32 protein-coding genes are annotated in these 19,088 nt (G+C 65.0%); 21 read left to right on the forward strand and 11 right to left on the reverse strand.

Annotation, left to right across the window (positions count from 1 at the left end):
• Positions 1 to 7: 7 nt before the first annotated feature.
• Positions 8 to 478 (reverse strand): hypothetical protein, encoded by a 471-nt coding sequence (locus MYCSM_RS34005; protein WP_015298081.1) that lies wholly within the window; start codon positions 476 to 478, stop codon positions 8 to 10.
• Between the two features lie 338 nt (positions 479 to 816).
• On the opposite strand from MYCSM_RS34005, the gene MYCSM_RS34010 reads away from it, so the two are divergent.
• From MYCSM_RS34010 to MYCSM_RS34025, 4 genes are all read left to right on the forward strand, one after another.
• Positions 817 to 1,050, forward strand: coding sequence for a hypothetical protein (locus MYCSM_RS34010; protein WP_015298082.1), 234 nt, complete (start codon positions 817 to 819; stop codon positions 1,048 to 1,050).
• Positions 1,051 to 1,320: 270 nt separating this feature from the next.
• A complete protein-coding gene (locus MYCSM_RS34015) occupies positions 1,321 to 1,635 on the forward strand; it encodes a hypothetical protein (RefSeq protein ID WP_015298083.1) in 315 nt (104 codons plus the stop codon).
• A gap of 148 nt (positions 1,636 to 1,783) precedes the next feature.
• On the forward strand, positions 1,784 to 2,023 hold the full coding sequence (locus tag MYCSM_RS34020) for a hypothetical protein (protein ID WP_015298084.1): 240 nt from the start codon (positions 1,784 to 1,786) through the stop codon (positions 2,021 to 2,023).
• Positions 2,024 to 2,225: 202 nt separating this feature from the next.
• Positions 2,226 to 2,429 carry a hypothetical protein gene (locus MYCSM_RS34025; RefSeq protein WP_015298085.1) on the forward strand — a complete coding sequence of 68 codons (204 nt, stop codon included), beginning with the start codon at positions 2,226 to 2,228 and terminating at the stop codon, positions 2,427 to 2,429.
• 41 nt (positions 2,430 to 2,470) lie between these two features.
• Here MYCSM_RS34025 and MYCSM_RS34030 read toward each other — a convergent pair whose 3' ends face one another.
• Together MYCSM_RS34030 and MYCSM_RS34035 are read right to left on the reverse strand one after the other, a co-directional pair.
• Positions 2,471 to 2,704, reverse strand: coding sequence for a hypothetical protein (locus MYCSM_RS34030; RefSeq protein WP_041316038.1), 234 nt, complete (start codon positions 2,702 to 2,704; stop codon positions 2,471 to 2,473).
• 61 nt (positions 2,705 to 2,765) lie between these two features.
• Positions 2,766 to 3,359, reverse strand: a complete 594-nt coding sequence (locus MYCSM_RS34035) for a GntR family transcriptional regulator (RefSeq protein WP_015298086.1) — start codon at positions 3,357 to 3,359, stop codon at positions 2,766 to 2,768.
• Positions 3,360 to 3,659: 300 nt separating this feature from the next.
• Between MYCSM_RS34035 and MYCSM_RS34040 the strand changes: the two genes are divergently transcribed.
• The 5 genes from MYCSM_RS34040 to MYCSM_RS34060 all read left to right on the forward strand — a co-directional run bounded on the left by MYCSM_RS34040 (position 3,660) and on the right by MYCSM_RS34060 (position 5,507).
• Complete coding sequence (locus MYCSM_RS34040) at positions 3,660 to 3,971, forward strand: hypothetical protein (RefSeq protein WP_015298087.1); 312 nt, start codon at positions 3,660 to 3,662, stop codon at positions 3,969 to 3,971.
• Positions 3,972 to 4,200: 229 nt separating this feature from the next.
• On the forward strand, positions 4,201 to 4,407 hold the full coding sequence (locus MYCSM_RS34045; protein ID WP_015298088.1) for a hypothetical protein: 207 nt from the start codon (positions 4,201 to 4,203) through the stop codon (positions 4,405 to 4,407).
• 137 nt (positions 4,408 to 4,544) lie between these two features.
• Complete coding sequence (locus MYCSM_RS34050) at positions 4,545 to 4,778, forward strand: hypothetical protein (protein WP_015298089.1); 234 nt, start codon at positions 4,545 to 4,547, stop codon at positions 4,776 to 4,778.
• A 231-nt stretch (positions 4,779 to 5,009) separates the two neighbouring features.
• Positions 5,010 to 5,249: a hypothetical protein gene (locus MYCSM_RS34055; RefSeq protein ID WP_015298090.1), complete on the forward strand. Its 240-nt coding sequence runs from the start codon at positions 5,010 to 5,012 to the stop codon at positions 5,247 to 5,249.
• Between the two features lie 33 nt (positions 5,250 to 5,282).
• The gene (locus MYCSM_RS34060) at positions 5,283 to 5,507 is read left to right on the forward strand and encodes a hypothetical protein (protein ID WP_015298091.1); all 225 of its coding nucleotides are present in this window, start codon (positions 5,283 to 5,285) and stop codon (positions 5,505 to 5,507) included.
• A 54-nt stretch (positions 5,508 to 5,561) separates the two neighbouring features.
• Here the strand turns inward: MYCSM_RS34060 and MYCSM_RS34065 are convergent, their stop codons facing one another.
• Entirely contained in the window at positions 5,562 to 5,807 is a 246-nt protein-coding gene (locus MYCSM_RS34065; protein ID WP_015298092.1) for a hypothetical protein, read from the reverse strand.
• A 219-nt stretch (positions 5,808 to 6,026) separates the two neighbouring features.
• On the opposite strand from MYCSM_RS34065, the gene MYCSM_RS34070 reads away from it, so the two are divergent.
• Both MYCSM_RS34070 and MYCSM_RS34075 read left to right on the forward strand, forming a co-directional pair.
• A complete protein-coding gene (locus MYCSM_RS34070; protein ID WP_015298093.1) occupies positions 6,027 to 7,931 on the forward strand; it encodes a hypothetical protein in 1,905 nt (634 codons plus the stop codon).
• Positions 7,931 to 8,626 carry a hypothetical protein gene (locus MYCSM_RS34075; RefSeq protein ID WP_015298094.1) on the forward strand — a complete coding sequence of 232 codons (696 nt, stop codon included), beginning with the start codon at positions 7,931 to 7,933 and terminating at the stop codon, positions 8,624 to 8,626. Before MYCSM_RS34070 ends, MYCSM_RS34075 begins: the two co-directional genes overlap by 1 nt.
• Before the next feature lie 418 nt (positions 8,627 to 9,044).
• Here the strand turns inward: MYCSM_RS34075 and MYCSM_RS34080 are convergent, their stop codons facing one another.
• Positions 9,045 to 9,344, reverse strand: a complete 300-nt coding sequence (locus tag MYCSM_RS34080; protein WP_015298095.1) for a hypothetical protein — start codon at positions 9,342 to 9,344, stop codon at positions 9,045 to 9,047.
• A 350-nt stretch (positions 9,345 to 9,694) separates the two neighbouring features.
• Between MYCSM_RS34080 and MYCSM_RS36620 the strand changes: the two genes are divergently transcribed.
• The 7 genes from MYCSM_RS36620 (at position 9,695) to MYCSM_RS34120 (ending at position 12,974) form a co-directional block, all read left to right on the forward strand.
• Positions 9,695 to 9,994: a hypothetical protein gene (locus MYCSM_RS36620; protein ID WP_157681625.1), complete on the forward strand. Its 300-nt coding sequence runs from the start codon at positions 9,695 to 9,697 to the stop codon at positions 9,992 to 9,994.
• A gap of 5 nt (positions 9,995 to 9,999) precedes the next feature.
• Entirely contained in the window at positions 10,000 to 10,431 is a 432-nt protein-coding gene (locus MYCSM_RS34095; protein WP_015298097.1) for a hypothetical protein, read from the forward strand.
• Positions 10,432 to 10,566: 135 nt separating this feature from the next.
• Entirely contained in the window at positions 10,567 to 10,845 is a 279-nt protein-coding gene (locus MYCSM_RS34100; protein ID WP_015298098.1) for a hypothetical protein, read from the forward strand.
• 212 nt (positions 10,846 to 11,057) lie between these two features.
• Positions 11,058 to 11,444, forward strand: coding sequence for a hypothetical protein (locus MYCSM_RS34105; protein ID WP_015298099.1), 387 nt, complete (start codon positions 11,058 to 11,060; stop codon positions 11,442 to 11,444).
• Between the two features lie 27 nt (positions 11,445 to 11,471).
• Complete coding sequence (locus tag MYCSM_RS34110) at positions 11,472 to 11,888, forward strand: hypothetical protein (RefSeq protein WP_015298100.1); 417 nt, start codon at positions 11,472 to 11,474, stop codon at positions 11,886 to 11,888.
• Between the two features lie 2 nt (positions 11,889 to 11,890).
• Positions 11,891 to 12,133: a hypothetical protein gene (locus MYCSM_RS34115; protein WP_015298101.1), complete on the forward strand. Its 243-nt coding sequence runs from the start codon at positions 11,891 to 11,893 to the stop codon at positions 12,131 to 12,133.
• Positions 12,134 to 12,200: 67 nt separating this feature from the next.
• Entirely contained in the window at positions 12,201 to 12,974 is a 774-nt protein-coding gene (locus tag MYCSM_RS34120; RefSeq protein WP_015298102.1) for a helix-turn-helix transcriptional regulator, read from the forward strand.
• Between the two features lie 47 nt (positions 12,975 to 13,021).
• Here MYCSM_RS34120 and MYCSM_RS34125 read toward each other — a convergent pair whose 3' ends face one another.
• The 6 genes from MYCSM_RS34125 to MYCSM_RS34150 all read right to left on the reverse strand — a co-directional run bounded on the left by MYCSM_RS34125 (position 13,022) and on the right by MYCSM_RS34150 (position 16,661).
• Entirely contained in the window at positions 13,022 to 13,300 is a 279-nt protein-coding gene (locus MYCSM_RS34125; protein WP_015298103.1) for a hypothetical protein, read from the reverse strand.
• Positions 13,301 to 13,385: 85 nt separating this feature from the next.
• Positions 13,386 to 13,655 (reverse strand): hypothetical protein, encoded by a 270-nt coding sequence (locus MYCSM_RS34130; RefSeq protein WP_015298104.1) that lies wholly within the window; start codon positions 13,653 to 13,655, stop codon positions 13,386 to 13,388.
• 232 nt (positions 13,656 to 13,887) lie between these two features.
• Entirely contained in the window at positions 13,888 to 14,616 is a 729-nt protein-coding gene (locus tag MYCSM_RS34135; RefSeq protein WP_015298105.1) for a hypothetical protein, read from the reverse strand.
• Position 14,617: 1 nt separating this feature from the next.
• Positions 14,618 to 15,484 (reverse strand): RAMP superfamily CRISPR-associated protein, encoded by an 867-nt coding sequence (locus MYCSM_RS34140; RefSeq protein ID WP_015298106.1) that lies wholly within the window; start codon positions 15,482 to 15,484, stop codon positions 14,618 to 14,620.
• Positions 15,481 to 15,969 (reverse strand): hypothetical protein, encoded by a 489-nt coding sequence (locus MYCSM_RS34145; protein ID WP_015298107.1) that lies wholly within the window; start codon positions 15,967 to 15,969, stop codon positions 15,481 to 15,483. The genes MYCSM_RS34140 and MYCSM_RS34145 overlap by 4 nt, the downstream gene beginning before the upstream one ends.
• Positions 15,970 to 15,974: 5 nt before the next feature.
• The gene (locus MYCSM_RS34150) at positions 15,975 to 16,661 is read right to left on the reverse strand and encodes a hypothetical protein (protein WP_015298108.1); all 687 of its coding nucleotides are present in this window, start codon (positions 16,659 to 16,661) and stop codon (positions 15,975 to 15,977) included.
• A gap of 202 nt (positions 16,662 to 16,863) precedes the next feature.
• On the opposite strand from MYCSM_RS34150, the gene MYCSM_RS34155 reads away from it, so the two are divergent.
• The 3 genes from MYCSM_RS34155 to MYCSM_RS34165 are packed head-to-tail and all read left to right on the forward strand — an operon-like array spanning position 16,864 to position 19,009.
• Complete coding sequence (locus MYCSM_RS34155) at positions 16,864 to 17,748, forward strand: hypothetical protein (protein WP_041316048.1); 885 nt, start codon at positions 16,864 to 16,866, stop codon at positions 17,746 to 17,748.
• The gene (locus MYCSM_RS34160) at positions 17,748 to 18,170 is read left to right on the forward strand and encodes a hypothetical protein (protein ID WP_015298110.1); all 423 of its coding nucleotides are present in this window, start codon (positions 17,748 to 17,750) and stop codon (positions 18,168 to 18,170) included. Before MYCSM_RS34155 ends, MYCSM_RS34160 begins: the two co-directional genes overlap by 1 nt.
• A complete protein-coding gene (locus tag MYCSM_RS34165) occupies positions 18,167 to 19,009 on the forward strand; it encodes a phosphoadenosine phosphosulfate reductase domain-containing protein (RefSeq protein ID WP_015298111.1) in 843 nt (280 codons plus the stop codon). Before MYCSM_RS34160 ends, MYCSM_RS34165 begins: the two co-directional genes overlap by 4 nt.
• Positions 19,010 to 19,088: the final 79 nt, after the last annotated feature.

Genomic DNA, 19,088 nt, shown 5'->3' on the forward strand with positions numbered 1-19,088 from the left:
GTGGTGGTCATCGCTCGGTCAGGGCGCTCGCATCGTTCGGGGTGAAAAACTGGTTGATGATGTCGCGGTAGTTCTCCAGGATGTCGGCGAAACTGTCGGCGGAATCCCGATAACGTTGAGCCGCGCCGGCATGGCGCTCGATGATGCCCCGATAGTCCTCGATGATGGCGCGGTAGTCCTCGGAGATGACGTTGATTTCGTTGCTGGCGTCCCGATATTGACTCAGCGCGGTCAGCAGCATCGCTTGGCTCGCCAGGATCAGTCGATTGGATTCGACTGCTTGAGCGGCGTGCGCCTTGGCGGCCGCGACCTCTGCCCGCAGCTCGTTGATCTCCGATGACGCGGAGGCATTGTCCGGCGGTGATGCCTCCGAGGGGCGGCGAATCGGCGCGGAGAGCTGATCGGAGTAGACATACCAACGTGCCCGCTGCTGAGCGGAGGATTCGTAACCGCCTTCGAGTTCACCGTCACGGACCATCCGCTGAACGGTCCGCGGGTCCCGGCGTAGAAGGCGCGCCGCCTGGCGCAGAGATACGGTCGGGCGTCCCGGCCGCGGTGGCCGCTGGATGTTCGTCAACGGTCCACCTCCGCCCCTAGTAGCTCTCGACTGAACCCCAGTGCACCACCCTAGCGAACCTGCGGGTCGCAATACAGTGTGAACTGCGTTGATGGTGCAAAATGTAGCACGCGCGTACGCGCGACACGCCTGGCTCAAAGGCGCGCGTTGCACTTCCCCGCAAGTATGATGGTGACACTGCTTCAAAACGCCGCATCGCCGCACGTAGATACCTACAAATACTAGCCTGGAGGATCGCCATGAACGCCGTGATGGAGAAGACGATCGATCAGCCCGTCGCCGGCACTCCAAAGCGGAAGGGGCGCAGCGGTTCGGCCAAGCGGCAGCGCACCGAGCAGGTCAAGCTGAATCTGTTGCCCGCGGAGCGGGCGGCGCTCGAACGCGCGGCCGCCGACGCAGGGCTCGAGGGTGCCGGCAAGCTTCAGGCGTTCATCCTCAAGAGGCTCGCCGGCGATCTCGCCGCCGCCGTCTGACTGAATCCCGGTGGCGGGTGGTCAGCACCTTCCCGCCACGGTGGACGGTAGGAAGTCGGTGCGACACGCACCGCAACGCACCCGTCTGGGGAATGTAACCGTCACTCTTTACTTCCGAGGCGCCCGGGTACGGCGCCACGTTGTCGCCGGAGCTGCCGGCGGTCCGGAGGGGGCGAGCGGGTGGTTGACAGAGGTGTTGAATCGGACCGTCGCCAGGGGTGGGAACGTGCACCCACACCACCGTGTGTTTGCGGGGAGGTGGCGGCGCCCGTGGTCGACCAACGCTACGTCGTCGGTATCGACATGCACGGCGATCGCGCCGCTATCGAGCTTGCCTTGACCCTGGCTCAGTCCTTGGCGTACGACACCGGAGATCACTCCCGGGCAATCGCTCTTGCGCGCATGAGCATCCACCAGGAGCTTGCACGGGTGTCCGTCAACTTCCTCGCCGGGCCCGCACCCACACGAATGCACGCGGTCGAGAGTTTGCGAACCAACCTCGGACAGGCCGCACTCGACCTTGACAGCCGACGCTGGAGTGAACAAGCCCAGCTGCTGCGCACTCTCTCCGCCGCCGCAACATAGAGCCGGGGAGCAGAAATAGAGGCTGCTCAATGGAGTCGGTCACGACTTTCATGCCGCCAGCTAGTTAATCTCGGCCAACTCAAGCGGATCAATGCTGCGCATCGCAACTGGGCGCCTGGCGAAACAGCCTGCGAGGTAGGGAGAGTCAATGGCCAACCGGTACAACTACGTGCACACCGATGCAAAGGGTGCGCTCTATCAGGGTCTGCCCGCAGTTGAAGCGCGCACGGAGTGGGGAACGACGGAGATCGAAGAGAGCCACGCACTGGGCCTGTTCAACGCCGGCGGCGACGGACTGATCATCGACGGAAAGCCGGAAGACCTGCTCCAGTTCGTGGATCTCCTCCACGCCCACGCGCACACAGTGTTCGACAGGGCCAGCCATTAGCCGAGCTGCAGGATCTTCGTGGCGACCTCGTAACTCTGGACATGGCCCCCCGCGTCGCTGCATGCGGGAGTCCTCGGCAATGCAAGCCTGACGCCTTACGCAGCACGACCCGCCAGTGCGTCTCTTGCAGAACGGGTTTAGCCCGATCAGTGACGGTCGGCGTCATCGCGACAGGGAAAAGAAACGACAACGAGGAGCGGGTATGAAGCCGTTGGAACGGGTTGTGGTCCAACTCTCGCCGGGCAATTTCATCATTGGTCACTACCTCAGCGACAACAGCCAGGGCGATCCGCTGATTTCCTATCATGACCACCCGGCCGGAGAAACCTGGGGTCGACACGCGACCTACGAGGTCACCGCCAGCGGTGAGACGTGCACGTGTGATTCGGCGCGCGCCCGAGGTTAGGTGACGGTGACGGGACGACTGATTGGCGCACGTCGCTCAGATCAACACCAGGGCGAGTCGGCTGGCGGTTCATCGACACGCTCGAGAACCTCGGCGACCTCGTCGAAACCAACCACATGGTCCTCAGAGCTTCCAACCCACACGAAGTGCCCATGGTCGTCGTCCCAGCGGGCGAACCTGTGAGTCCGCGGATGGCGCAGCAAGATCGAATACCATTGACCATCAACCAACTTGGCGCGGTCGTCTACTGACAGGCCGTTCCGATTCTCCGTCACGATGTGATTGTGATCCCCCGGAGGGGCAGCGGACGGTTTCGGCGCGACTGAGCGTCATCAATTAGTTGATCTCCGCCCCGGACGCCGAATCGGGGGAGACATCGCGTAGTTGTCCCAGACGGCGTCCGTAGATGCGGACGTGATAGCCCCCGCGCTGCGTCAATGCCGGACTCTCTGACGCCGCGGCCGCGGCGCGCTCGGCTTTCAGGCGGGGTTCACCCATGGCTTGCAGCACTGCTACCGCGAACGCCTCTGCGGCCAGTCGCGACGGAAGGAAGCACTCCCCGAAGCCATGTCGTGATCGGGCTTTGCGGAACTCCACGACATAGACCTCGCGGTTGGCCAGCTGCATAGCCGCGCCGACGATGTCGGTCAGTGAGGTGGCCACCTGCTGGAGGAACTGGAGTGTGGGCAACGGCTCGGCCGAGACCAGGAAGTGTCCGCCGGCGCGGCCGACGCGAGCGGTGACCATCCCCTCCTGGATCAACGGTGCATAGGCGTCCCGGGCTGGCTTCGGCCCGGCGTCGACGCTGAAGAATTCGTCGTTGAGTTGTTCGATACTTGGTAGCCGGTCGCCAACTGCATACTGGCCCAGGGCGATACGTTGCCGGAGAACGTCGGTAACCTGCTGCGCGTTGTACTTCCCTCCGGCCATGTGGGGAATGCTACGAGTGCGCCGTCACCCCGGGGTGAGCGACGCGAACTTGTCACGTCGAGATGCCCGGCCAGGGTGTGCGTCGCAGCCGAGCCACTGCGGTGGAGACACCGCAGTGCGGGGTTTCGAGGATAGAGCACCAAATCGCAGGTCGGTTACCTGCTAAACCCACGGCCTGCCAGAAATGTGCGCGACACCGGAGCACGTCCCCGCCGAGGCGTCCTGCGGCGGTGAGAATCCCGACGATGACGCACCAGCCCGGGCATCGACGGGCGGTGAATACACCCCTGGGGAGTAATCATGAGCAGTGCCTACGCGTGGCGAATCGACGAAGACCACCTGGACTCGGCGCCGCCGAACGCTGTCGGCGTCGCGGGACCACGTGACGCCCGCCTGGACGATCAGGGAAATCCGACGGGCTACGCCCACCGCCACCAGTTCCGGATGTATGACGACGACAACATCCTGTACGTCACCGGAACCCTGTTCTGGGACGGAGAGAGTGAACCTGAGGAAGAGTTCGCGTACGCACCGTTGCGGGACTACGGGACACCAGGCCTGGGATGCGTGCTCGTCCGCTACACCGGCCAGCCGCACTGGGATTGTGGCTAGACAGAACCCTGCGCCGGGCCGGCGATCGGAGTTTACCTCGGAACCGCAAGGGATCCGCAGAATTCCCCCGACGGCGGACCCACGGACCGCGGCATCCGGTCCCAGATCCACCGAAAACAGTTCAACGCGATGACATCGCGACAACACCGATGAAGCAGCACCGCGACGGTATATGACCCACATTCGCGATTTGACAGCCAAGCTTCACCTCGATCAATCGGAGGAACTCATGAAAACCATTACGCGGCAAGCGAACCAGCTCAGCACCGGCGACGTCATCATCGACCCCGACGGCAACCGGCACGAAGTAACAGCGATCACCATCCACGGGCTGAGCGCAGCCTGGCTGACGTTCACCACCGACACCGGCTTAACCATCGACAAGACCCAAGACGCGGCACGCCTCGATACGTACGACGTCATCGCCGAGGAGTGACGGACCCGCGCTCATGAACGGCTACAAGAAATCCGGCCGGCAAAAGTGTCGGTCGCCCACCGTCGGCTCGCCACGCGTGAACATGACCCGCGAACCGCCTCCCAATCCGCGAGCGGCCACCGCAAAGGGGGAACACCATGTCCACTGACATCGCGACCATCGCAACGCAAGTCCCGTCGAGCGCCGCCCAACACGCCGTGGCCAAGATCATGGCCGCCTTGGGGTCCCAGAGTCGATGGAACTACGACACGCTCGACAGCATCGCCCAGGCCGTGCGACCGGTGATGAAGGACATGGAGGGTTTGGTGCCCAGCGTCTTCGATCAGAGCCCGGCCGCAGTCGAGTTCTGGGAAGCCGTCAACTCACGCTGAGTCGGTGACTGGCTACCGGCGCGCTGCCAAGGTGAACGACCACGCCTGCGCTACCTCGGGTAGTCGATCAGAGTGTTCCGGCTGAGATCAGAAAGTCCTTCCTGATTCGTGTCGTTCGGCGGGCTGGCGCGGCCATTGAGGTGTGGTGGCACCACACGCGACCACGGCACGCTCCCACCTACGCCAGTGGGGCCCGTCTGGTCCCGACGAATGGAAAGGAGGGGTTCGGCCATGGGGATGACGATTCGGGTCGACAACGCATACTCCGACGGACATGAGTCCCAGCAGACGATCACCGACGTTGATGAGTTCACCGGTGACCCGACCGACGAAGATGCCCTGCGTGATCACCTCTTCGAGTTCACCGGTGACGGTCACGGCGACACGCATCGGGTTGACGGGTTCCATGAGGTCACGATCCTGGCTGCTGCGAATGACGCCCTGGTCGGACGCACCGTGGAGTTCGGGTGAGGTGGTGGGCATCGTGGCTGATGAGGTCCGGCGATGACTGAGGTAGACCCGTTCGCGGGATGGGAGATGCGGTCGGTCGGTTGCTACTGGACCCGGCCGATCGGCGATGGGCGTAAGGCCACATTGTCGACGTGGAGCCGTGGTGGCGAGGGCGGTTACGCGCTGACCGTCGACCGCGTGGAGACGCAGTTCCCTGATCTCGACGGGGCATTGGCGGCGTACGACGAGCTCGCCGCCGCCGCGGCCGCCGCTCGGTGAGCGGCGCGATCACGTAGCCCCACCTGACCGTTACCGCGGGGCCTTGGATGACTCTCAGGTACCAGGGGGAAGTGGGAAGCGGCGCATCGCGTCGGCATAGTGCTCAAGCAGGAGTGGAGTCACCTCGTCGACCATGGGCGTCTTGGTCGCGGTGGCCTGCATGCGCATGGCGAAGTGCAAGCTGGCGGGAATGTCGAGGGTGAGCCGACTCTCGCGCGGTGCGGACGGTTGAGCAGGAGCAGCCTGATTGGCGCCACGCGCCCGCGCGGTCCTGCTCTTGTCGGGACGACTGTTTGCCATCGAACGAGCCTTTCCTGTCAGCGACGTTCCTCGAAGGAGGCCGTGGCGCTAACGTCATGCGAGTCATAAGGTTTGGCGCCGCGCTCGGGGCTGAGTGTAACCACAACGAAGCTGCCATACGGGTATGTGAGTATGTGAGCGTGTTGCTGCACGACTATACGGGCGCACGTGTGATGATCTGTATGTCAGTAGGGCTGTGGATACAGAAGGGATGGTGTCGTGGCCGAGCATCTGATCACCTCCGAAGGGCAGACGTACCGAGTGTCCGCCGACGGCCACGACGGGGCCGACATCGATGGCATCATCGAGTGGCTGTGCCAATTCCACGGCGAGCCGACGACGCTCAACGCGCTGTCCCGCCCGCAGGTGCTCAGCCGGATCGGCCGAAGCTCCATTCCTAGCGACTTCCCCGAGCCGGGTGTCGTCATCGGCGACGAAGGCCGGCAAAGCGGCGGCAGAACCCGGGGGTGGCTGCCACAAGCCGTACAGCTGTGGGAGGACGTTGCAAGTGCACAGCTAGCGGCGGCCGCGGAGTCGGAGCGGCCCGCCGATGTCGACTCGTCCCGTGGAACGGAATCCGCCGACGTCGACGACGCCACCTCTCAGGGGGGTCGCACCGACGATGATGGCGAGAACGTGAACTGGGAGCTCGGCCAGCGCCAATGGTCAGACACCCCCGCCAGTGGCGACCGCATGGTGGTTATCTTGAGCAGTCGCGGCGCCCTCACCCCGTCCGGGCTCGCAATTAGCCGCGGACCGCTAAGCACCGCCGCCGACCTCGCCCGGTTCGTCTGGCATCGCTGGCCGAACAAACCCGAATCGCGCGGCGCGCGCGGAGCCGCGGCGCACCCGCAGATCTGGATCACGGCTCCTGCATTGCAGGCGGCGGGAATGACGCCACCGAAGAAGCCCATCGAGCGGTCCGAGGACCTGTCAGCCACCATCGCAGCGCTGTTCGACTGCGAAATCACCAGCGCGAGAGCCGGATGGTTCACCGCCGCGTTCCGGTCGCCCAAGGGTGACGGCGAGAGCCGCCGGGTCCATCTCGTCTTACTGCCGTTCCTGTGGCTCGACCCCTCCCCGCAACGCCCCAAGGACGAAGGCCTGGCCGGAACACGGGGCACCGAGACCGAATTGCCTGACGATGAGGACCAGGCCGTCGAAACGCTCGGGCGCCGCATCGCGTGGCTGACCAGCATTTCCGACGGAGTCCTCCCGGCAGCGCGGCCGGCCTCGATCGGCGCCGCCCTGTTGGACTCGGTGCGCGCGCGGGCCCGCGCTCAAAAGCGCGTCGAAGCATGCCCCCTGCCAGACACGTTGCACGCCGAGACCCCGAGGCTCGATCCCAACCTCGAAGCCTGGAAGAACATGCCGCACAACGCCAAAGGCGATGCGGTCGACGTCGAAGTTGACCAACGAGCCGCCTATCTGGCCAGCGCCGGCCAAGTCGACCTCGGATACGGTGTCCCCGTCGAAATGAGCAAGGTAGATCCCGAAGTGTTCACTGAACGAAACCCGTTCGGCCTATGGCGCATCACGACCCCGCCGGCGGGAATGCTCGACGGGCTGACGCAGAAGCTGCCGCTGCCACACGAACACATGCACTGGACGGAATCGAGCACGTTCTGGGCCACGACGCTCGCAGTGAATCACCTGATGGAACCCGTCTCCGAGGGGGGTGCCGGTCTAGGACTCTCCGAACTGCAGTTCAGCCAGGCGTGGGTGTGGCCTCAGAAATCCCGGTTGCTGCGCGGCTGGGCCGACATCCTGCGCAGCAGACTGATGGAGGCCATCGCCGAGGGGCGTAAGGACCAAGAAGACCTGATCAAGAACATCTACAAATCGTTCATCGGGCGGATGGCGGGAAGTCAACATCCCGCTGGTCAGCGGCACTATCAGCAACCGGCGTGGGCGGCTACCATCCATGCCGACACCCGGCGCCGGGCCCTGCGCTACGCCGCATCGATCGCCACTGAGCAAGGCATTTACCCCATCGCCGCGCGCGACATCGACACCTTCGTCTACCGGCTGCCCCCCGAGGTCGACCCGTATGAGGTCCTGGAGGAGAAGTCCACCGACAACGGCAAGTACCGCGTCAAGGTCATCAACTCGGGTCAGGGCTGATGGAGCGATGGGGTGTTCCGGATAGGGCGGCCCAACCACCACGCAGGGCCGCGTCGAGTTCGCCGCGGCCCACCAACTTCACGGCGGCCCTGCCCTCCCCAGGTTTCAGTGCGGCGTTCCAAGCGCTCACCGGCCGCAAGTTGCGTGAACTGGGCGGCCGGTGGCTGCAGCGGCCTCAACGGGAGCGGCAAGCCGAAGCCGCACGCCGAGCCACCACCGAGATGGCCAACCGCATCGAAAGGCAGACAGGTCGGCGCCCCGCCGACTCCACCATCCGACGCAGCGCACGCACCAACCGAACGCCCCGCGGTTTGGACACCAGCGTCAGCAATCGACAGACCAGGATCGACGCCGCCGGCGGAGTCAAGGCGCTCTCCCAGCTGCTCGGCGTGAGCCAGTACGCGGTGAGGCGATGGCGAGACCAAGGCCGCCCACTAGTACCCGGAGCGCTGACCGTGGTCGCCGATGTTGAAGGAGTGCTGGTCGTCAACGGGGAGGAGTATCCGCGGACCATGTCGGTGACGATCGACATCTACCCGCCGGCGGCCGACGACGTCCGCATCGCCTACGCCCTGGGCGATCTCGACAGTATCGCCGAGTTGCTCGGCCCCGAAATCGCAGAACAAGTGGACTGGGCCGGCGAGGCCGATCGCGAGTTCACCGTCACCGAGATCACCGACATCACTTTGCACTGATACACGGATCGCCGGAATTTGAGCCTGGTTGGACGTGTCGGTCCCCGCTATCGAGCTGACGGCTCTAATAGCATCGGCACTCCTCATGAGACGCGTTCGGCCGGCCAGGCCGGTGGATGGGTGGGTGGGTGAGCCTGCGCGCAGCCGAGGGGACGACAGCGATCGGGGAGCAACGTGGCGATATGCGGATGGAACGGATGCACCGCACTCGGGGATGAGGACTACTTCGGCCGTTGCGAGGACCACGAATGGTCGCAGTGCCGAACCGAAGGGTGCACCGAAGACGCTGACGACGGTGAAGGTTTCGACGGATTCTGCGGGAACTGCGCCGATCGCGAAGAAAGAGCCAAGCGGTGGGGCTGACAGCGTGCACCCGCGAGGGGCTGACCCGAGCGATGGTGCGTCGTGATTGTTGCGATCAGCGCGGGATCAGTGTGAACGGCACGCTCGCGGCGGCATGCGCGCGACGAAGTTGCGCGGCAAACGCTTCCTTCGTCATGGGCGGTGACATTGCGCCGGACAACTCGGCCAGGGACGCCGACGTGTCCAACATGCGGGCGCGCAGAACGTCCAGGTAAATGCGATAGGAGGCCTCACCGAGGTTTGATGGCCTGCTCTGTTCAAGGGCCGCGTATGCCCGCCGCGCGTCGTTGGCTTGCGCCTGCGGGTCCCGCCGTTGATATTGCAGCGGGCCGCGCAAGGAATCCCATCGTTGCATTGGTCAATCCCATCACTCAGACCTTGGCAAGGTGCGAACGCCGGCATGATGCCACCATCGGTGCCCGTCCGGTCGGAACTGGCAGTCGTCGCGGCCAGATTCGTCCCCGCGAAGGAATCTAGGTCACCCTCCAGCGGAACTCGTCGGCCGCGAGCCGGGCGGTCCGGTCGCGCGCATTTCGGACATATCCGCGGCTACGGCAGTGCGGTCCTCAAAAACGTTGGCCGCCAACGTGTCGGAAACTCCCACCGCCGAAGCGGCTTCGTAGCATCTGGCCCGACGTCGAGAAAAAGGGGAGCGTAACGATGTCGGACGATCAAACACTCGAAGAGCTTGTGAAGCAGCGCGAAATGAGTTCCGTGATAGACCTGCCACAGCTCAACCGCGCCATCCATCGACAGGCGGTCCTCACCGTTCGATGGTGCATACTCTTCCATCGCCTAAACGGAGTGGTGGACGTCGACCCGGACAACGAGCCGCCCACCCACGCGATCAGCGTGGACGATCGAGGTCTTGACTATGCGCTGCGGTGGCTACCCCCAGAGCTGATCAGGGCAGAGGCGCCCCGAACTCGCCGGGTATACCTGGCCGATCTCGACAATTACCTTGCCGAGCACAGGAATTCGGACGTGTCACCGATGGGCGGGTGATCGCGATGGGCGCTTATCTGCAGGAGCGTGACTGGGAGCCCTACAACGACATCAGTGCCGAGCAGACCGCTCTCGCGACGGCTCTGCGCATTCCGCTGCTCGCCACCTCGCAGCCCCACTGGAGCTACATCACCGGTGTCGTCGTCGGCACCGGTGACTTTCCCGACAACGGCATTGTTCCCACGGACGCCGAGATCCGTGTGATCGCGGATCGACTGGATGAGTACTGCAGCCGCTGGTACCGCTCATCCTTCCGCGCAGCGTTGAAACGGCGCGGTCCGTTCGATATCGACGGTGCGGCCAACCTCGGCTACTTCCTCAAAAGGCCCAATGGAAGCTGGGTGTACCGCAAGCGAACGTGGGACCGCGGCCCCTATTGGGCCCCCAACGACGAACTGTTGTCGCTACACGAGGTCATCGGTCGGATGCGTCGCTGATCGTCGGGCCTGCGCCAGTGCGCAACCCCTGCTGCACGGCGAAAGCCGATGACCCGGACGTGTCGGTCTATGCCGACTTCGTGAATAGCGGGTAAGCGTGACCAGATGCGCCCTGTTGAGTGAAAGGAAATCCTGGTGTCTGGGACCTACGAGAGCATCTCTCCGCACGATTTCAAACTCGGCGACATCGTCTTCCACTACGGCATGCGACTTCGGATCGTGACCGAACCGAGGGAGACCAACCATCCGATCAACGAGCACAGCCCAACGATTTCCGCCCGAGCAGTGATCGAGAACTGGGAGGACGTGAAGGATCTCGTCGGTAACCTCGCCGAAATCGACGACAACGGCAATCGGATGTGGACGGTTCAGGGAAACGGTCTGGCCAGGTACTCGAGGGAGTTGCCGGCCTGAGCCGCGTACGTCAAACCACCTCGCCCCCGCTGGGCTGTTGAGATACGAAATGTCGGATGCCTGGTGATGCACGGTGCCCTCGACGAGGTCGCGGGATGCGGCGCCACGTCAGCAGTTCAGGTGGTCTCAGGAGCTGATCGTCAGCGGGATGCGTCGAAGCGCCGTGGCTGAAGGTCGCTTCGACCGGCTCGGCAAAAACAGGTCATCCAAACGTGTCGGTCGACGTCTGGTACGGCGATCGCGATGACCATGACCGCATGCAACCCGACGACGCGACCTGGCCAATCCCCGCGGGGCTCTCCGCGCTCGGTGTCCGAGCTGCCGAGGTCATTCGCAGCTTCCTGCAAACCAAGGGTATCCAGGATCACGGCGGAGGCGGCCGTTTCTACACGCCCGAAGAATGGGTCGGCAGAGGAGAACTGTACGGGCGGACCTCCCTGCTGCTGGTCACCCACGACGGCGGTAATCACGCCGGCGCATTCAATCTCGACTACGAGCAGTACGCGTTACACGACGAACTCGTGAAGACCCTCGAGGCTAACGGTTTGTGGATGGAGGCCTGCACGAACTGGTACACCGCCATCTACCCGCGCCCCTGACACACCCAGCTCACATGCGGGGCGTCAGTGGCCGATGAAGGCCACCGCCACGGCATCGCTGCAGTCGAGGTCTCGCACTACGAAAGGTTTCATCAGGACATGTCGCTCTATCGCTGCACGATCGCTCATGACGGGGCCAACCGCCAGATCATCGTCCATTGGGACGACAACGATCCCAACCGCCATATCGTCGCCCCCACTACCATCCCTGCGAGCGAAACAACTGAGGAACGTCTTGCTCATGAGTTGGGGCGCATGGGATTTCGCGTGGTATCGATCGATTCGGACAACGTCGGCCGCGGATGGGCCGTCGTGGCGCACGCCCGCTCCGACTGGCCCTTCTACAACCCGCTGACCGAAGGGTGGTTCGCCTATCTCGACGACGCGGCGATACGAGGCATTCGTGCCAGGTGGCCCGAAGCTGTCGTTCCCGGGGTGCGGTAGCGGTGGCCGAAAAGTTCGCCCGCGGAGATCTCGTCCAGCTGAGGCATGAGTACGAGGTCGGCGGCAATCCCAGCCTGTTCCGGATCCGGAGCGTCCACAACGGCGAAGCGGTACTCGGGCAGCTGGGAACCGACGACGACCACTATCACGGGGTCGACACCCTGGTAGCGCTCGATGACCCCGACCTCATCGAGCCGCACCCGGAGATCTTGGCCATGTATTCGCGACACGTACGTCAGAGCTGACCACCAAAGAGCTGGCCCATCGGACGGCACACTCGTATTTGCATTCGAATGTGAGACACTGGTTGGCGTGGAACGCTTCCTGTCAGTGACCGACATCGCCGACCTGATGCAGGTGTCGGTCAACACCATCAACGGACGCATCCGAGCCGGCACCTTCCCCGCTCCCGACGCCATGATCGGCTCGCGCTACCAGGGCTGGAAGGCGTCGACCATCGACAGCCTGTTGCCGCCGCACGCCCACCAGGCCCCTGACGGCGAACCTTATGAATTTGCGCATGGTGCCACGAGGTTGAGGCGTATTGCCGAGGAGGTGAGCGCGTACGCCTACGGGTGGCACAACCTGCCAGGAGAGTCGAGGCGAAGCGACCGTTTCGACGCCGAGAACCGGCTACACACACTGGCGACGAAACTCGACCGCTGGGCACGGTCGCTCACCGTTGCCGGGGCCTGGAGCGCTCGCCTCGTCGCCAGCCTGGTCGACGCCTCACCTGCCGGGGGGAACACGTCAATCAGCGCCCCCGCCAAGCTGGGCGGTCCCGCGGAGGGGGCTGACGACCGCGGAGGCACACACACGCTGGAGACGCTAGAAATGCCGGGGCTTGAAGTTGTCGCGGCCCTGCTGCCGCCCCCAGACCTCACCGTGGCCGCCGCTGCGGACGCCTATCGGCGACTAGCCGACGAACTTGAAGCCGTTTCCACTCGACTCTGCGAGGCTTGTCGCGACCAGCAGACGCGCGACAAGATCCGCACCGAATTACAGGGCATCGCGACGGTGCTGCGCACGCTGGCCGAATCCGCCATTGCCGCAGACGTAAGTTCCGCCGCCGGCCCGACGCTATAGAGCGAGAGCGGAAGTGGTTGCGTCGAGCCAGATCTGAGGCAGCACAGCTAGGCGCGGAATCGCAGGACGGTGTCGATGGGAATGCGGCGCGGATCGTCCTCACCGTTGACCAGTACGGTCAGCGACTCGCCGTCTGCTGCGAGGAGGGTGCCGACGATAGACGCGGCAGGATCGCTCGTCACGATCGACACAGGGCCCCATTCGCTACCGTCGCTGAGGATGTCTGTCGCTGTGGTGCTGACCGTGATGGCGAAGGTACCCAGCCAACCGTTCCCAGAGGACGTGAGGTCGATGTCGTAGTGGTCGTTGCGTGGGTAATTCGGCATGGCTGTCTCTTTCTCGGCTGGTGAAGCGTGGTCCGGTTGCTCGTTCGGGATCGAGGGCAGGAGCTTTCGCGTGGGGCCCGGGGCTCTACAGCCGCTCCTGCAGCCACGTCTGGAGGTCAAGTAGCCCCTCCGCCCCCTGAATGCGTACTTCGTCGCGGTTGTGAGGGTTCTTCACGACTGATGCAACGCCGCCTTGCGGTGTCCATTCGGCGAGGATCTGAGTCGAGAAGCGTTCGTACGCGACTACCTCGTTGCCATCTGGTCGTTGTCCACCGTGGAACTCTGAGCTGGGAGTGACTGTCCAACAGTTCTTTTCGGCGATTCCGTCGATTCGTTGGCGATCATCGTCAGTCATGAGGGTTTAGCCGCTCCTTCGGTGGGCGAGGCGATGGCCGCACGGTGGGGGATGGCCGTCGCTTGGCGACCGAGTATGTCGGGCAGCGCAACCTCTCCCTGCGTATCGACACGATCGGGAGGGGACTTTCTAAGACGGACACCGAGTGAGGACTGATCGCGGGAAGTGGACCTAATGCGGAACGGCGTCCGTCACGGCCGACTGCGGGGTGATTGATCACAGGCGCGCGGAGCTAGCGATGAGGTTGATATGCCGGTGAGACGCGGGTGCTGGGATGCAGGTAGGGCGGCCGAATGGCGTGGGAGCCAGCAGGCCCGGTGCGGGTGTGGTGGTCGGTGAGGCAGCGCTGTGGGGCCGGTCGGCCGAGGACGCCGGCTTCGTGTTCGTGGGCTGCCGACCAGTCGGTCACGTCGGGGGTTGAGGTGACTTCCCAGTGCGTCACGATGCCCTCTCCCACTCCGCGATGCTTGCCGATTGCTGTCAGGTCGGAGAGTAGGTCGCGGATCTGGTCGGCGTCCCCGACGGCCCGCCAGGTCAGGGAGGTGGCGGGAGTGGCCATGACGGGTACTACTCGGCGTTGGTATCGGCCGATGCTGTCGTGAACGACGCCGCGGCCGATGACCGGGCTGAGGTGTTGTAGGCGAGTTCGGTCGGTGCGGGAGAAGCGCCAGCGGATGTCCGGTTCGGCGGCGTCGTCGCGTAGCGGGTGCTGGTCGGAGAACGTGGCCATCCAGTGCCAATCGGTGTGGGTGGTGGGGTCGCCGCAGGTGGAAAGGGGTATCGCGATGATGTCGGGGTCATCGGTGGGGGAGTAGGTCACATGCCTGCCTTCTGCGCGGGCGGCCCATTTGTGGCGATGCCATAGAACGGATGCCAGCAGGCCGTCCAGGGCGATGCCGTGGGGCCGGGATAGCACGATCCCGTGTGGTGTGGTCGCCCTGATGAGGAGAGGTTCGTGCACGTCAGGTGAGTCGGGTCAACGCAGCGATGGCTGCGTCGCGGTCGTCGGCGAGCTGGTTGACCCAGTCCACGGTGGGACGGGGGAGGCTGCCGCGAAGTGCGGTGGCAGTGACGGTGGCGGTGACTTGACCGTGGCCTGCGGCGCTGCGTCCTCCGAGGTGGCCATGTGCAGCGAAGGTGGACAGGACGTTATCGAAGAACGCCGCCTGGTGCTCGGTGGCGTTGTCCAGTCGAGCCCACGTCTGTAGACGAGTGCCGGCTGGAAGCGTTTCTATGGCGAACCTGCCGAGGGGGCTGCCGTCGGCATGGTCGGTACGGGGGGCGCCGCCGGTGCTGGGCCGGTGATCGGGCAGGTGCGTGAAGGATTCGTCGGCGACGCTCAGCACGGCCGGGAGCAGAGGCGTCGAGTGCGGTGGTCTGGGCAGCAGGTGGGCAAGTTCGGCGATTTCGGGGAGAACCTTGCTTACCGACAGCAGTCCGGACATGACGCGTCCGGAGGCGGCACCGCCGAAGACCGCGATCTGCGGGAGCAGCTCTTTGAGGTTGCGTTCCTCTTCGTCGGTGAGTGGGTGTGCCGACTTGGCGAGGCGGCCCCCGTTGGTGAGCAGATGGGCGGCCGGTACTGGTAGGGCGACGTCCTCGTAGCCGAGCACCTCGGCGGTGAGGGCTTCGCCGACGCGCCGCAGTACTCCCCGGAAGCTGCTTCCCGAGATGAGGGGGATCTGCAGGATCTGGCCGTCGGGTCCGATGATCTTCTCGCGGCGAAACAGCGTGAAGGTGTCACTGCCGACGGAGGTGTAGTCGTCGCGGTGCACGATGGACGACTGGGCGATGATATCGACGTCCCAACGAATGGTCGAGAGTGTCATGCTGGTTCGTTGGGGTCGGCGGAACTCGTTGCGGCGGAATTGTTTCCGCGTTGGGCTGCTACAGCTTCAGCGATGATCCGAACCCGTAGGAGTAGTGCGGGCAGGCTGTCGCGCAACACGGTGATGACCGGTAGGGCCGGTTCGCGAAGCAGGGTGGCGAGTTCGAGGCGGCGGTCGCGGTGCCGCGGCGCTGGGGCGCCGAGTTGCCCGGCGACTTCCGACCACCAGCGATCCAGCGTGTCGGCGCGGTAGGCGGCGCGGCGGACACGGCCGGGCAGCAGTTCGTCCCAGTAGGTCTTGCGGTGCTTCGGGTCGGCGACCCAGCTGGACTCCCAGTCGATGCTGTAGTGCAGCAGCAGCAGGAGGCGCTCAGCTGTGTCGGCCGCGCGGGCGGTCGCGGACCCGGTGTCGCCGGCCTCGTCGACCAGCGGTGGAAGTTCGGGAACAGTGGCCCGCCACACCTGGGTGGGTGTCGGCGTCGTCATGAGCGTCACAGTAACGATTGGTCGTCGCCGCGCCGTGGAGTCGCCGTGGCGGGGGTGTCGGATGCGGCGGGAGCGGTAAGCAGGCGCGCGCATGCCCACAGCGGTGGTATGCGCCGCCAGGGCTGAACGCTGCTCCATGAGGCTAGAAGCTGCGGCCATGTGCTCGGCGGTTGGGCTGTGAGCGCCTTGGCCGGTGGAGCGGGGTTGCTCAATTGCTGCCAGGTGAATCCGAGGTCGAGGCGCAGCATTCGTATCGACCGCAGGCGTTTCGCGGCCGCGTCATCCCAGCGCACGACGAGTCCGTCGGTTGCCAGGTGTGCCCATTGGGCCGTGGGCAGGATGTGCCGGCGGCGAGTGGTGGGCACGACCGCGGATGTGGTGTCGCTCAGGGCGCCGGCGGCGAGGAGCTCGGCGATGGAGGCGGCCGCGGGGTACTCGGTGACCTCGTCGGTGGTGATGAGCATGGTGGGTTGGGCAGTGGGCCGGCGGCTGTAGGCCCATGCGCACGCTGCGCACAGTCGACGTGAGCCGTAGGGCCACGTGTCGAAGTCGGTGAAGCGGTTGGAGATGATGCGCGAGCTCGCTGTCGTCGGGCCGTCGTCGCCGCAGCGGCCACATCTGCCGGGGGCGGCTACCTCGATCCGAGGGCTGCCTGCAGCTCGCCAGGCCGCGGCTGCAGGATCGGTGGGCATCGTAGCTGCAAGACTACGACCGAATTGGACGTCGGGGTGACATAGACTGCGAGCACGAAACGCGTGCAAGGGTTGGGTGAAGGCTTACCCAGGGGCGGCGTCGGACCTGACTGATGGGTTCGGGGTCGCCCCTCCCGCATTTTCCGCCCGATCGCGGCTGTCAATGCAGTGGCTATAACGTGCTGGCTCATACACTCCGGATGTGGGGGCTAGATCGGCGCGACCCAACCGGGAACGAGTGGTCCTCGACATCGAGGGCGGCCCAGTCACCGCACGTGACATCAAGGCGGCCCGCGAGGTCGCCGAATCGGCGATGAGCGACCGGGACTTCCGGCGATTGGCCAACCGGATCATCGACGAGGCGCGTGATTCCGATAGGTCGCTCACCCGGGCGAGGCGCGATCGGGATCGCGCCTCACCGCGAGACGCCAGCCACGTCGACTCCGACCGGCTCCGCAGTGCCCTCCCTCCTCCGGCGGAGTTCCGGCGATCCGTGAGCGGTCGGCAGCGCAAAGTTCGATCGGCCGTGAAGAATCAGGTCCTGGCCGGCGCCCCCGAGTCGCAGCGGGTCGCGGCGCGCGAGCTGCTCATCGACGAGGACGCCGGTAAGTGGAGCCGGGTGAATGCCGCGTTGCATCGGGGTGCTGGTGACGTGCAAACCCTCGATGACGGTGACCGGGCGACGGTGCAGCGTCTCGACCGTCTCATCCAGTCCTATGAACGCCGCAATGACCGGATGCACAAGGTGTACGTTGCCGTGAAATTGCCCGACAATCAGCCCAACGTGATCAGAGTCGAGGACATGCCGCCCAATCTGCGGCCGGGAGCCGTGCTCGAGTTCGACCAGTTCACGCTGGCTCGACACGACCTGAGCGAGGCCCCGGGCCACGACAGCTACCGGTACGTGATGTTCGAACTCGTGACCAGCAGGGGAATGTACCTCGGTCAGTCCGACAGCGGCATGGACACCACGCACGTGCTGCCTCGGGGCACGTCGTATGAGGTGGTGTCGGCGGAGTTCGTGACGTACCAGACGCGGCCGCGGGGATTCGGTGAGCGCCTCGTCGTGCAACTAAGGGAGCGGTGATGGCGGCGAAACAGTGGGTGGTGCACCCGAACCGTTCACAGATCGGTGCCGACGAACCTGGCCGCAACGGCCACTACCGTCCAGCGCAGCGCCGCCGGCGCCCGGTCACCGAATCGACGTGCACCGCCCGAGTGGTGTTGCCGCGTCGACTCCGTCCACTAGCCGACCCGGATGGCTCCCTGACCTTCGGCGGGCAGGACTGGTGGTTCGTCGTGGGATCCGCCCGCGCGTTCGCCCGTGCCTACACCAACATTGAGGTCCCGCCACCCTTCGGTTTCAAGGACCGTGGCCGGTGGTGGTGGTGGGATGACACCACCACCGAGGTGTCGATCCTTGAAGGTCCCGAGGCCATTGGCTACGTCGAGGAGTATTTGAAGCGGCTGTTCCCACGGCGCTCGATCACTTTGGTCGATCGCCGGTGACGCCGTCCCAGCCGGGGCTGGATCTCCAGCAGTTGAGGGCGATCGCCGGCCAGCGCCGCGCGGAGGCGGTGGTTCCGCGCCTGCTGGACCGCGTCGCCGAACATCTCGACAGCCACGACGGCTACGTCTCGTGGAGCGGCGGCAAGGATTCCACGGTCGTCGTCGACTTGGCGCGCCGGGTCGACCCGCACGTTCCGGTGGTGTTCTTCGACAGTGGCTTGCAGTTCCCCGAGACCTACCAGTACCTCGAGGACCGGGCCCGGCAGTGGCGCCTGAACTACCACGTGATCCCCGCTGAACCGGATCTTCTGACCATCTTGATTGCTCTCGGCGGGTTCGATCACGACGCGCCGGACCGCCGTCTCGGCGGCGTCGAGCTCGCGGACCTGATGATCAAAGAGCCTGCGGCGCAAGCACACCGACTACACGGGCCGGGTGCGCTCTGGGGTGTGCGCGCCGAGGAGTCATCGGGGCGTCGGGCGCTCTACCGACAGCAGTTAGCCGCTGGCAGTGCCCGGCGTAGCGAGCTCGGGCGCGAGGCGGCTCGCGCGTCGTTGGGTGGAGTCATCGAACGCGTCGACGGGACCGTGACCTACGGCCCGATCTGGGATTGGCAGCGAGCCCAGGTGTTCGGGTATCTGGCCGCGCGCAGTATCGAGCCGAACCCGTTGTACGACAAATTCGCCAGGTTGGGGATGCCGGATGCTCAGATCCGTGTTGACTCCATCATCGATGCCTCGAAGCTGTCCAACGGGCACGTGGCGTGGCTGCAGAAGGGGTGGCCGGACCTCTTCGACCGACTCGCTGCCGCGCTACCGCGGCTGCGTGAATACACCTGATCGCGTCGCGACGCTGATAGACTGCTGGTACGCGCGGAACATGCTCGGAGCCGAAAGGCGCCTCAGCAGAACCGAGCAG

It is taken from the genome of Mycobacterium sp. JS623 (assembly GCF_000328565.1).
Lineage (GTDB): Bacteria > Actinomycetota > Actinomycetes > Mycobacteriales > Mycobacteriaceae > Mycobacterium.